This is a genomic window from Vibrio sp. Vb1729 (assembly GCF_033338655.1).
GTDB lineage: Bacteria > Pseudomonadota > Gammaproteobacteria > Enterobacterales > Vibrionaceae > Vibrio > Vibrio alginolyticus.
Map to the genome: position 1 here is coordinate 83,887 of NZ_JAWOTB010000033.1, position 12,694 is coordinate 96,580.

The window sequence follows — 12,694 nt, forward strand, 5'->3', positions numbered from 1 at the left end:
GATTATTTATCTCCGCTCCATAGTGCATTTTGTGGTGCCAGTTCAGGCTCACGCTCTTTCTTGTCTTTTGCTGCTAGTTTTTTCCAGCGTTTCATGCCTTTGTGAGAACGAAGTTGAGGGTTCGCAATTTCGTCAACGGCAAAGTTCAACAGAGCAAGACCAGTAACCAGTAGTGTTAGGGCAATACAAGGTGCTAGTACTTCCCACCATGCGCCAATCAGCATGGCTGATGAGGTTTGCACGTTGTAAAGCATGATGCCCCAACTGATCGTGTTGGCATCACCCAAACCTAGGAACGAAATGACCGCTTCAGTGTTGATCGCCAGCATTACTGAGCCAATGAAGCTCGCACCGACAATTGGGATAAGGTTTGGTAAAATCTCAACGAAGATGATGCGGAATGAAGACTCTCCCAATACTTCGGCAGCTTTAACGAACTCTTTCTCGCGTAGTGCCATAGTTTGAGAGCGGACAACACGTGCACCCCATGCCCAAGAAGTACCAGCGATAATCAAGGCAATGGTGAGTGGGCCTGCTTCACCGATAAAGGCCGCCAACACGAATAGCAATGGATACTGCGGGATTACTAACATGATGTTCATCGCGGCACTCAATACGTCATCCACTTTGCCGCCGAAGTAACCTGCCGATATACCAATGACTGTTGCTAAGAAGCACACGATGATGCCAGCGCCAAAGCCTACACCCAGTGATACTCGTGCACCGTAAGCCACTTGCGACCAGATATCGCGACCCATTCGGCTAGTACCTAATACGTGGTCGGCCTTTTTAGACATAATCAGCGTACGACGATCGTCTGCTAGGTTTTTAGCGACCCAACCATCAGGATTGTTTTGTGCCTGTTTTACAACAAAGCTTGGGTATTCGTGCGGGTTACCGGTTCGCTTGTCTGGCGCATGCTTTGTAAGTAAAGGAGCGGCAATCGCAACGAACACGAACAGCGTAACAATGCCAAGACCAATGCGAGCGAATGCGTTACCTAAAATAAGTTTGAATAGTTCTTTCATGATTATTTGCCTCCCGTACGTAGGCGAGGGTCTAGAATCATGTACAGCATGTCAGCCATTAAGTTGAAGCACAGCATGAACATCGTCATGATAATTAACTGACCTTGAAGTACTTGGTAGTCACGAGCGTGAATTGCGTTCAATAGAACAGTACCTAGGCCTGGGTAGTTGAAAATCATCTCGATGATTAATTGACCTCCAATGGCCATACCTAAAGACATAGACAGTGCGGTAACACTTGGAAGTAGTGCGTTACGTGCGGCGTAATTAAAGACGACGCGGTTTTCACTCAGCCCTTTACCTTTAGCCATCGTGATATAGTCTTCGGCGAGAAGGTTGATCATGTTGTTACGCATGTTAACTAGGAAGCCACCAATTTGAACGATGGTTGCACAGAATAGAGGTAATACAGCGTGGTAACCCACGTTCTTGATGAACTCCCAGCTTGTCCAATCAGGAATAGTACCTGGCGTGTAAGCATAGCCAGATGGGAACCATTTCAGGCCAATCGCAAAGGTAAACAGCGCTAACATTGCGATAACCATTTGTGGAATAGCTTGAATGATCAATGTACCAGGCGTTACGAATGCATCGTACTTACTACCGCGCTTCCAGGCGGCAAAAATACCAAGGACAGAAGCGATGGAGAAAGAAAGTACAACCGCAGTACCAGCTAGAAATAGTGACCAGCCAAATGCACTACCTAGTAAAGAATTAACTGAAAGTGGGTAGAACTGGATTGAGGTGCCCAATTCCCAACTTAGAATGTTTTTAATGTACGAGAAGTACTGAATGTAAATTGGCCCATCAACGAAACCGAGCAGTTCTTTCATTGCTGCGATTCGTTCTGGAGTCACCTGTACTGAAGCATTAGCAAACATCATGGTAACTGGGTCACCAGGCATTGCTCGCGGAATAATAAAGTTTAACGTCGCTGCAACTAAGAGCGCGACAAGATAGAACGACAAACGTCTTAAAAAATAACCCATAACTCACACCTTACTCACCCAGATTTTTTCCCTGTTTCTGGTTTCAGGTCGCTCCTAGCGAAATTTAGAGCGAAAAATCCCCTGACGACGAGCGCCACATATTGGTTTCGTTAACAAGGGATTTTTATAGGCGGCACACGGGATGTATGCCGCTTGAAATGAACTTCTACTTATTTAACTGGTTTTAGGTCCAGTACGTGAAGTAGACGCTCTGGGATACCTGCCCAAATGTTTGGACGGCCCTTAGGGTTTTCTTCGTTCCACCAACCAGTGAAGCGAGTTGTGTTGTATTGGTACATGTACGCGCCAGATAGCACAGGAATAGTTACTTGGTCCTGAGCAATGATCTTCTGAATGCCATGAGCGATCTCTAGCTGTTCTTGCTTATCTGCTGTCTTGTAGAAGCTGTTAAGAAGACCGTCTAGCTTATCGTTCTTGTAGAAGTGCATTGCAAAGCGAGGCATGCCGTCACCAGCTTGTAGCTTCGAGTTGTAGCCACTATCCCAGTACAAGTGTGGATCTGCACCGTGGAAGTAGTTGGTGTAAGCAACGTCGTAAGTACCTTCTAGCATTGCTTGGTTGTATACCGAGAAGTCTGGTGTACGAGCACGAGCTTTAATGCCCACTTCTGCTAGTTGCTCAACGGCTAGTTGTACTGTGTTGTTGAAGTCAGTCCAACCGTTTGGTGATTGAATTAGGAGCTCGAAAGACTTGCCAGATGGTGTATCCACAAAGCCATCTTTGTTTACATCTTTGAAGCCAGCTTTAGCTAGAAGCTTTTTCGCACCTTCCGCGTTGTATGTGTTGTAGCCCTTGTACTTGTTGTGCGTCTCTTCATCAGACCAAGCTTCGAATGCGTAGCCAAGGCCAGATGCGAAGTCGTTCACTGTACCGCCGCCGTAGAAAGCGATATCAATGATAGTTTGACGGTCTAGCGCCATAGAGAACGCACGACGGAAGTCAACGTTAGTTAGTGCTTCGTTTTTCGCAGCGTCTGGGTTTTTGAAGTTCACTACAAATGCTTGAGTACCCGCTGGTGGGTACCAGTAGTGGTGATTCGGACTTGCTGCAGCGTACGTACGGTCGATGTCTGGTACGAATGAAGACGTCCAGTCCATTTCGCCGTTAACGATTTTGCCCAAGAATTGGTCGTTGTTCGCGATTTGTGGCACACGCAGACAATCTACATCTAGGTTGTCAGCATCCCAATAATTCGGGTTCTCACACTGGATATATAGCTGCGGTGTGAAAGTGTCGATTTCGGTAAATGGACCACTGCCTACTGGATTTTCGTTTGTGAATGTTGCTGGATCTTTTACTTTGCTCCATACGTGCTTAGGTACGACGGGTACTTTCGCAATTTCGTAAGGAACGTTTGAGTTTGCTTCGCTTAGACGGAATTTAACTTGGTAGTCGTTAACTTTTTCTACGCCAGTCACCCAAGAGTTGATACCAGATTGGTCTAGCTCTGGCTTCTCTTTAACTAGGTTGAAAGAGTAAACAACATCATCAGCGGTAAACGCTTTGCCATCAGACCATTTTACGCCCTTACGGATATCGAAGGTTACGCTCATCAGGTCATCAGCCATGGTAAAGTTTTCTGCTAGACGAAATACAGGCGTGTTACCGTGCATTTCGTTAAAAACAACGAGCGGCTCGTAAATAAAGTCGGTTGTTGTGTGCAGGTTAGTTGCACCCAAGAAAGGGTTAAAGTTACGAACGAAAGTTGTAAACTCTTTAGGGTGGATAGTCAGTTCACTGCGTTCAGCCGCAGTAGCTACCGATGCAAAACCTGTAGTAGCCGTTGCAATAATTGCTGTTGCTAGTGCTGTTTTTTTAATATTGGCAAGCATAGCTGTTCCTTACTATTTGCTTTCATTTCACTAAATGGAATTGAATGTCATCAATTGATAAACACTCTCTAAGACCTACCTCTTGTACATGCCTTACTCATTACAACATTGAGTTTCGCCAAGAGTGGCCTGTAGGCCTTAGGCAGGAGTAAGAAAACACCTTATCCATAAAATAATCAAACTTGATTCCCGTTAAAAACGTTAAAATCTCTGAGCTCTCCGTTATAAACGTTATTTTGGCTAATTTTAACCAGCATTGGGCCAAAAAATAAACGTTGATATGCGTCGCAGTTTATATCCTTGTTAATAATGAATGTTGGTGATTACTAATCTGTTGGTCCTTTTTAAATATACGTTTCTTGCTTGGTTTCTAGGTTCGGAGATCTCGCTCACATGCAGAAATGGTGTTAATTAATCAGCTAAAAATTAATCTGCCGTTCTGTTGTGATTAAGTTCGCAATCTCTATCAATAGTTCGTCAAAATCCGCTTGTTATCTGAAAAATGGCCTTTTTTATCGACAGTTTTCTTCCGTTTGTTGTCCTTTTTTTATTGTATGAATGAAGTTTTTCGGTTGCTCGAACTTACCTAGTTAAGACAAGTTAAATGGATAAGGTCGTACGTTTTGAAGACCAACAATAGATAGCGTTGTCTAACCAAATGTTCGTTATTGGAAATATGTTAACGGGGTAGGAAGAGGCGGTCTCTTTTATCTCTAGGAAGGGAATACTCGAATAACAAAAAAGCCCAGCATGCACGCTGGGCTAGTTTTTTGATAAATATTAGCTGGTCAATAGTCGCTGTAGTTTATCTCGTTGTGCTTCTATGTATGCTCTCTCGGGGCTCTGTTCTTTGCAGTGTTCGAGAATGAACTCTATCGAGCTTAGCACCGTTCTCCAACGTGGTGTTTTGGGTAATGTTTCTATACGCATGTATTTATCTAAAGTGCGTGTTTGCAAAGTACTACGGTCTAGATAAACGCGCCACAAGCCACTTTGCTCTGCAAATGCGAACTTACTTTCACCCGTTACAGATTCCCAATACTCTAAAGCATGTGTCATTGCGTCTACTAGAACTTCTCGCATAAGTTCTTGCTTGTCTTTTTTATTACCGAGCGCTTTGTCTGCAAGGCGCGTAAATTCTCCGCCAAGCTCTTTTAGCTTTTGTAATTGGTCTTTGTCACCATCAAATGCATAACTTGAAAGCACTTCTACGGCGGTTTCTAGATTATGTATGCGAGCGGCACTGGCTCCACCGCCGACATTAAAGATGTACATGATATCTAACCCTGAACCTTCAGGGAGCTTAAGAATGTCTGCTTCGATGTTCTGACGAATATCTTCAATATAGATATCAATCTTGCCACAGTAATGAGGTTGTTTGACGGTTAGATATTTAGGGGCAATCAGCTCATCAGCAGATGAGCGCTTTAGCTGTTCTAAGCTGCGCTTGAATAGCTTACAAGCAGCTTCGTTAGCAAAGCGAATACGCTTGTCTTCACGTAGACAGATGATAGCTTCAGGAGCCGATTCTAGCTGTTCCAACAGACGACCTTGAGTCTCAAGTAAGCTTGCTTCAACGACTGCTCGCTGTCTAAGTTCAGACTCTAGCACTTTGTTTTCCATATGGCGCATTTCTGCTTTACTTGCCGTTAAATGCGCTTGGATACGTGCCGCCAACTCTTGTTTATTAAATGGTTTCGATAAATAGTCGTTGGCTCCTGCTTCAAAACCTCTTACACGATCTTCTGTTTGACTGAGTGCGGTGAGCATAATGATTGGCAACTCGGCATGATCATAGGTTTCACGTAGTTCACTACAAACTTGGTAGCCGCTCATGCCTGGCATCATGATATCCAATAACAGAAGTTCCGGCTTCTCTTGCTCGACGAGCGCTAACGTTTCTGGCCCATCGGAGACGGTACGCACACGATAGCCCTCTAAACGTAAAAAGCTTTCAAGCACGCGTAAGTTTACTGGTTCATCGTCAGCAACATACAGTAACGGGCCGTCTGGGTTCTCTGGAAGTGATAAGTCTTCGCTGTTCTCTACATTAACTTCAGGAATTTGGAAGTGCCCGTGCGCAGCTAGAGTCTGGGTTGCTTGGATTTCTTCTTCACTGGCGAGCGGTAAAGTGAAACTGAAGGTAGTTCCGACCATTGGTTGGCTACTGACGTATAACGAGCCTCCCATTAATTCGATCAATTGCCGGCTAATGGAGAGCCCAAGCCCTGCACCTTGACGATAACGGCTCGCGTCTTGCCCTGCTTGGATAAGTGGTTCAAAAATATGCTCAAGTTGTTCTGCGGGAATTCCTTGTCCAGTATCCACGACTTGTACGCGTACATGATCATCTACCACATTAGCGGAGATAACAATTTTACCTTCTGAGGTGTATTTAATCGCATTGCCAATCAGGTTATATAGCACTTGTTCAAGGCGTTGCGGGTCAGCTGACACTGCTTTTAAATCCGCTGGGACTTGGTTGATGATGCGGATGGTTTTACTTCCAAGTAAATGGCTAGAAAGCTCTAAAACCAATCGTGTTGCACTGCCCAAACTCACTGCTGATTTCTGGATATCCATGCTTCCATAACGCATTTTATGATAATCCAACAAGTCATCGACTAGATTAGCGAGACGCTGACCACTTTTAATGATGATATCAAGCTGATATTTCTGGCTAGCGGGGATCGCGCCATTGGCGCCGGACGCTAAGGTTTCAGCAATCCCGACCATGCCGTGTAACGGTGTACGAAGTTCATGAGAAGTCGTGGCTAAGAATTCATCTTTTAATTTATCGGCCAATTGCAGTTCTTCATTCTGTTTTTGAATGATCTGTATGTTGCTTTCTAGTTCTTCATTTTGCTTCTTAATGGTTTGAATCTTCTCTCGAATAGAGCGTTGCATTCGTTCAAAGCTTAACGCAAGCCGACCAATTTCATCTTTACGAACAGTATTAAAAGACGTGTCATCAAGATCACCTGCAGAGACCTTTTCGGCAACCCAAGTCAATTTCAGCAACGGAGAAGTGATAAAGTTTGATAAATAGTGAGAAGCGATCACCACAAGGATAATGGCGATCAACATAGCGATAACGAATAGTTTTTCGAGTTGATGGATACGAGCGAAAGCTTCGTTTTCTGGTAACTGTACGACGAGCGCCCAAATCACACCACGAGTTTCAATCGGTGCATAAGCCGCGATGATCTCTTCACCTAAACCGTTTGTGTAAGTGCCGACACCAAATGCACCAGAGAGTGCTTTATCGATCACTTCTAAACTGTTCTTAATATCGTCTTGTTTCGTGTTAATTGTGCGAGGTTGGTGATCATTTCCAACCAGCAAGGTGTTAATTGATGACTCTCGGTTGGCGTCTGCGGCTAACTTAGTGATGCCATTATTTGGCAAGCGGAACATGGCATAGCTGTGTAGATAACCTTGCTGAACAATTGGTGCACCTAGCCAAGCGACTGATTTCCCCCCTTCCAGCTCGAAGTCAGACACAATCACAGGAGTGTAGTCTTCGTTTACTTTTCGACGTTCAGTCACATCATCGGCGAGACGCTTGAAAGTTTTGCCAAGTGCCGAGTCTTTGTAGGGGCCTGATAACAAGTTCGTTCCGTAGTTATCGTCTTTGTTGATCGAGTAGGTGACGTTACCATTGATGTCGACCAGCAAAATGTCATTAAAATCAGAGCGCTTGAGGAGCTCTAAGTAGGCCCAATGATAGCGTTTATGTAAAAGCCGGTAACGTTCACTTCCTACATAGTTGGATGACTCGGGTAACGTTGAGGTTTTGATTTGGTCTCCGCTGCCCTCGATGTAGCGCTGTTGGGCGTTTTTACGAGACTCTTCAATATCATTGCCTAAACGACTAAAAGCATTGACGAGACCGTAGAATCGGCCACCACTGGCGTAAGCCAACTCTGAGCGCACAAAGCCCATGACTTCGGTTTCTCGTGCCTCAAAGTAGTCGATGATTTGCTGCTGTTTTGTATCTCGAACAGACAGTAAGTGCGAGGTGCTTTGTTCTTGCAGATCTTTACTGTGGGACTGCAAGAAAAAGATCGCAGTAATGGTAAGAGGTGTGATACTGAGCACCAGAAATGCGGTCATCAGTGTACTCTGAAGGCGCTTAAATTTCTGTTTTTTGTAGAATTTAAACATGGATAAGATTACAACTCATAATGGGCAGTTCTAAAACATACTTCGCTGCCGAGGTTCTCGTTAAAAACGGATAAGATGTTCAACTAGATAGAATTAACAAAATTAACGAGTTTTTTTTCTTTGACAAGAAAGTTAGTTGTAAAGCGTGCAGGGTGACGCAGTTTTTCTTATGAGTGTTGAATTTATGAGAAAAAATCGCGCAGGTTTGTGCCCGCGCGGGGGGAAGTTATGATTTTTTCGCGTAGTAGATAGAAAATTTATTGGTCTTATTTAGCGTCTCGCAATTATTAAACGCCCGCTCGATAATTGGTGGGTATTTTAAGAAACTATTCGCGACAATCACCATTTCGCCGTCTTTGGTTAAATATTGTGGTGCCTGACCCAACAAGGTTTCCGCTGCGTTGTAATTTGTGTCTAGACCACTGTGGAATGGCGGGTTGCTGACGATAAAGCGGTAGTCTTTTGCGGTATCCGAGTATATATCTGATGCAAATACGCGTCCGGATAAACCATTCGCTTCTAATGTGGCTTGGCTAGAAGTGATCGCATAAGCATTAATGTCACACATCTCAATCGCGATCTCTGGATTCGCTTTCGCCATAAACGCACCGAGTACACCTGCACCACAACCAAAGTCGAGCACTTTGCCCGACAGCTTAGGTAAGGCTTCAAGCAGCAATCGGCTACCTAAGTCGAACTCGCCATGGCTGAATACGCCAGGTAGGCTCTTAACCGCTAGCGACTGCTCACCGAGTGTAACAGTGTAAGACTTAAACCAATCTGCTTGGTTGAAAGGTTTTGGTTCATTGAGGCAATTACCCCAGTAAAATGAGCAGCGACGAGCAGAGTCGTACTTGTTCACAGGGCCGTATTCTTGGAACATCTTCTCGATGCTCTTGATGCCGGAGCGGTTTTCACCAACGATGACGATTTCGGTGTTAATGCCCAGTTTCGCCATCAACATCGCCAGCAAGTATTCTGCTTCGGCTTTTGCTTTTGGCCAGTATAAAAGGACCATGTCTGCTTTTGTTTCAACATCAAACACAGAGCCAAAATGACTTTTCACTTTGTCAGAGGTTTGAATTTGGCGGTAGTAGCTATAGTTGGAAGTAAACACTTCAACAGACTCACAATGAGCCACTAACTCAAGAGGAAATAGGTCTTCAACTTCACCAGCGACTAAAACGTGTTTTCCGTTGAAGTATTCAAGTTGGCGCTGAGCTATTTGGCTAGGAGCGATATAAGCAGACATAAATTTGGTTCATCAGAAATAATTTGGGGCAGATTTTCGCACAATCCGCCCCAAGCTTGAAGTGATTAAGCGGTGACTAGCTGTTGTCTTGTTGGTTAAGGAAGTCTTTGAATTCTTCCTCGTAGATATTAAACAGTACCATGGTCACGGCAAAAATAAGTGGGCCGTAGATAAGACCAATCAAACCAAACAGATGCAGACCACCCAGTAATGAGAAGAAAATCATAAGGGTATTCATGCCGGCGCTGCCTTGCATTAGCAACGGACGTAATAGGTTATCTATAGAGCCAACGATAACTACACTCCACACCGTCAAGAAGATAGCCCAAGTCATATCGCCTGTTAAGAACAAGTACGCTGCTGCAGGAATCCAGATTAGCGCGGTTCCTACCACTGGAATGAATGATGCAAAGCCCATCATTGTTCCCCAAAATAACCCAGGGAAACCGGCGAGCCACATACCGATACCGCCAGCCAAACCTTGAGCAATCGCTGTCATGAATGAGCCCATTACGGCTGATTTAGAAACTTGCTCTATCTCTGTCAATATGCGGTCTTCTTGGCTACGTGAGAGTGGCAGGATATGACGAATCGCAGAGATAATTTTGTCGTGGTCACGAAGCAGAAAAAACAGCACAAACAGCATTAGGAAGAAGTTCATTAGGAAGTTGGTTGCGTCTCCTAAAATCTTTGCGCTGATAGCGACTAAGTTAGAGCCAAACGATGTGGCAAATTGCCCAATTTTCTCAGCGATGGCTTTGGGCTCGATTTTATCAAAAGGTAAGTACTCATTAACAATCGCTAAGCCTTTGATAACGAAAGGATGTTGGAATATATCTTGGATACCACCATTGGTAACCCAATTATATGTATTTTGTGAGAAAACAGAGCCTTGCTGAACAATGGCGGCAAACACAAATAAAAGCGGGATAACAATAATAAACGTCAAGACGACACATGACAGCAGTGCCGCCATATTGGGGTGCTTGGGAATTTTCTGCTCAAACCATTCGTGTATCGGAAACATGAGCAAAGAAATGATAAAAGCCATCACAATGGAATTGATATATGGCTCAACCAATAAGTAGCAAGCAAAAGCAGCGGCGAGTAAAGCAACCATTAGTACTCGGTGACTCGACGTTATTTTTACATTATTTGGCATGGTATTAGTCCAACTTACAGGTGACGTTTACGGTTTATGCCTTCAATGATGGCGTGTAACCTTTATTACTTTGCACTCTTAACTCTTTCAAGCTTATGACAATGCCGAATTAGAGCAGGGCGATGTACCTTGCTATAATGACTACAAATCAGTCGGTTATCAATCAAGAGATGAGCTATGGGTTGTTGCAACGGTGATAAAAAGTGTCAAACCGAGAAAAAAGCTAAGCGAATACCGTGGTTTGGCATTGTCGTTGGGGTATTAGCGATATTGGTTATTTTGAATTGGCAATAAAAAAGGACCGTTACGGTCCTTTTCTAAATGCGTTATCGCCGTTTTTAGCGATTATTTCGCTTCTTCTGCAAGAACAGCAAAACAGCGGTCAGCAGCTTCTAGTGTGGCATCAATCTCTTTTGAACCATGAGCGAGTGAAGTAAAGCTCGCTTCAAACGCAGATGGCGCAAGGTAGACACCGTGTTTTAGCATTAAGTGGAAGAAACGCTTGAAGCGTTCTATATCGCACTTCGTTACGTCTTCGTAGCAAGTTACTTTTTCTTGGTCAGTGAAGAAGAAGCCGAACATACCGCCCACTTGGTTAACAACTAGCGGAATACCGTGTTTTTCTGCTAGAGACTTAAAACCTTCAGCAAGTTGTTTCGTTTTAGAAGCTAGGCGCTTTTCGTTGCCTTCTTCTTTTAGAAGGTTCAAACATGCGTAGCCTGCTGCCATTGCGACAGGGTTACCGGAAAGGGTACCAGCTTGGTAAACTGGGCCTGTAGGTGCAACGTATTGCATCACTTCTTTACGGCCACCGAAAGCACCTACTGGCATACCGCCACCAATCACTTTACCCAGTGTCGTTAGGTCGGGTTTGATGTTGTAGTGTGCTTGCGCGCCGCCTAGAGCAACACGGAAGCCTGTCATTACTTCATCAAAAATTAGTAGCGCGCCTTCTTGATCACAGATTTCACGTAGCCCTTCGTGGAAGCCTTCCACTGGTGGAATACAGTTCATGTTGCCTGCTACTGGCTCAACGATGATACAAGCAATTTCGCCTTTGTTAGCAGCAAATAGCTCGCGTACAGAATCTAGGTCGTTGAATGTTGCTGTTAGCGTGTGCTTAGCAAAATCTGCAGGAACGCCAGGAGAGCTTGGCTGACCTAGAGTTAGTGCACCAGAACCTGCTTTTACTAGCAAGCTGTCAGCGTGGCCGTGGTAACAACCTTCAAATTTCATGATCTTGTCGCGACCGGTGAAGCCACGTGCAAGGCGAATCGCGCTCATCGTAGCTTCAGTACCAGAACTTACCATGCGGATTTGCTCCATTGATGGAACAAGCTCAGAAACTAATTCTGCCATCGCGATTTCAAGTTCTGTTGGCGCACCGAAGCTAAGACCGCGTTGCGCTGCATCAATTACTGCTTCGCGGATAACCGCGTGGTTGTGACCAAGAATCATTGGACCCCAAGAGCCAACGTAATCAATATACGCTTTACCATCGGCATCAAAAATCAGTGGACCGTCTGCTCGTTCGATAAATAGCGGAGAGCCGCCAACGCCGTTGAATGCACGAACTGGTGAATTGACACCGCCAGGGATGGTTTGCTGAGCTTTTTGATACAGCTCTGATGATTTGGTCATGGGGTTATCCTCTTTTGATTGCTCGGACCAAGTGGAGCGCATTGTACCTAGCTATAATCAAGTTAGAAACGTTTTGCTTAATTTATGTGTTGTTTCGCAGTGTAATCTTATATATCCGCATCTGTTATAAAGAATCGGCGGCGAATACTTGAACGAGTTTGTCAGGTATTGGATAATCGTCTCAATTAGCACAAATTTGACGTCTTGCTTCAGGCTTGACGCATTACACGAGTGAGAGAGGTCTTCGTGAGCGAAGTAAACGTACCATTATCTTTTTCTGACGCAGCAGCATCTCGCGTTAAAGCATTGATTGCTGAAGAAGAAAACCCAGCATTGAAACTGCGCGTATACATTACTGGCGGCGGCTGCAGCGGCTTCCAATACGGCTTTACTTTTGATGAAAATGTAAACGAAGGCGATACGACAATCGTAAACAGTGGTGTAACACTGGTTGTAGACCCTATGAGTCTGCAATATCTCGTTGGCGGTATTGTTGACTACACAGAAGGGTTGGAAGGAGCGCGCTTCTTCGTAAATAATCCAAATGCAACGACAACATGTGGTTGTGGTGCATCGTTCAGTGTGTAATTAACACCTAACAG

General features: G+C 44.6%; 8 protein-coding genes. 1 reads left to right on the forward strand and 7 read right to left on the reverse strand.

Annotated elements, in window-relative coordinates:
• Positions 1-2 precede the first annotated feature (2 nt).
• From R7E29_RS15065 to hemL, 7 genes are all read right to left on the reverse strand, one after another.
• Positions 3-1,028, reverse strand: a complete 1,026-nt coding sequence (locus R7E29_RS15065; protein ID WP_025768199.1) for an ABC transporter permease — start codon at positions 1,026-1,028, stop codon at positions 3-5.
• 2 nt (positions 1,029-1,030) lie between these two features.
• The gene (locus tag R7E29_RS15070; RefSeq protein WP_005380038.1) at positions 1,031-2,017 is read right to left on the reverse strand and encodes an ABC transporter permease; all 987 of its coding nucleotides are present in this window, start codon (positions 2,015-2,017) and stop codon (positions 1,031-1,033) included.
• Positions 2,018-2,187: 170 nt separating this feature from the next.
• Positions 2,188-3,870 carry an ABC transporter substrate-binding protein gene (locus R7E29_RS15075; RefSeq protein ID WP_005380037.1) on the reverse strand — a complete coding sequence of 561 codons (1,683 nt, stop codon included), beginning with the start codon at positions 3,868-3,870 and terminating at the stop codon, positions 2,188-2,190.
• A 780-nt stretch (positions 3,871-4,650) separates the two neighbouring features.
• On the reverse strand, positions 4,651-8,037 hold the full coding sequence (locus tag R7E29_RS15080; RefSeq protein WP_005380036.1) for a response regulator: 3,387 nt from the start codon (positions 8,035-8,037) through the stop codon (positions 4,651-4,653).
• Between the two features lie 226 nt (positions 8,038-8,263).
• Positions 8,264-9,289: a 16S rRNA (guanine(1207)-N(2))-methyltransferase RsmC gene (gene rsmC / locus R7E29_RS15085; protein ID WP_033905578.1), complete on the reverse strand. Its 1,026-nt coding sequence runs from the start codon at positions 9,287-9,289 to the stop codon at positions 8,264-8,266.
• A gap of 76 nt (positions 9,290-9,365) precedes the next feature.
• Positions 9,366-10,451 carry an AI-2E family transporter gene (locus R7E29_RS15090; RefSeq protein ID WP_031779035.1) on the reverse strand — a complete coding sequence of 362 codons (1,086 nt, stop codon included), beginning with the start codon at positions 10,449-10,451 and terminating at the stop codon, positions 9,366-9,368.
• Between the two features lie 345 nt (positions 10,452-10,796).
• A complete protein-coding gene (gene hemL / locus R7E29_RS15095; protein WP_054576317.1) occupies positions 10,797-12,092 on the reverse strand; it encodes a glutamate-1-semialdehyde 2,1-aminomutase in 1,296 nt (431 codons plus the stop codon).
• Positions 12,093-12,338: 246 nt separating this feature from the next.
• Here hemL and erpA point away from each other — a divergent pair, with 246 nt between their 5' ends.
• Positions 12,339-12,680 (forward strand): iron-sulfur cluster insertion protein ErpA, encoded by a 342-nt coding sequence (gene erpA, locus R7E29_RS15100; RefSeq protein WP_005380031.1) that lies wholly within the window; start codon positions 12,339-12,341, stop codon positions 12,678-12,680.
• Positions 12,681-12,694 lie beyond the last annotated feature (14 nt).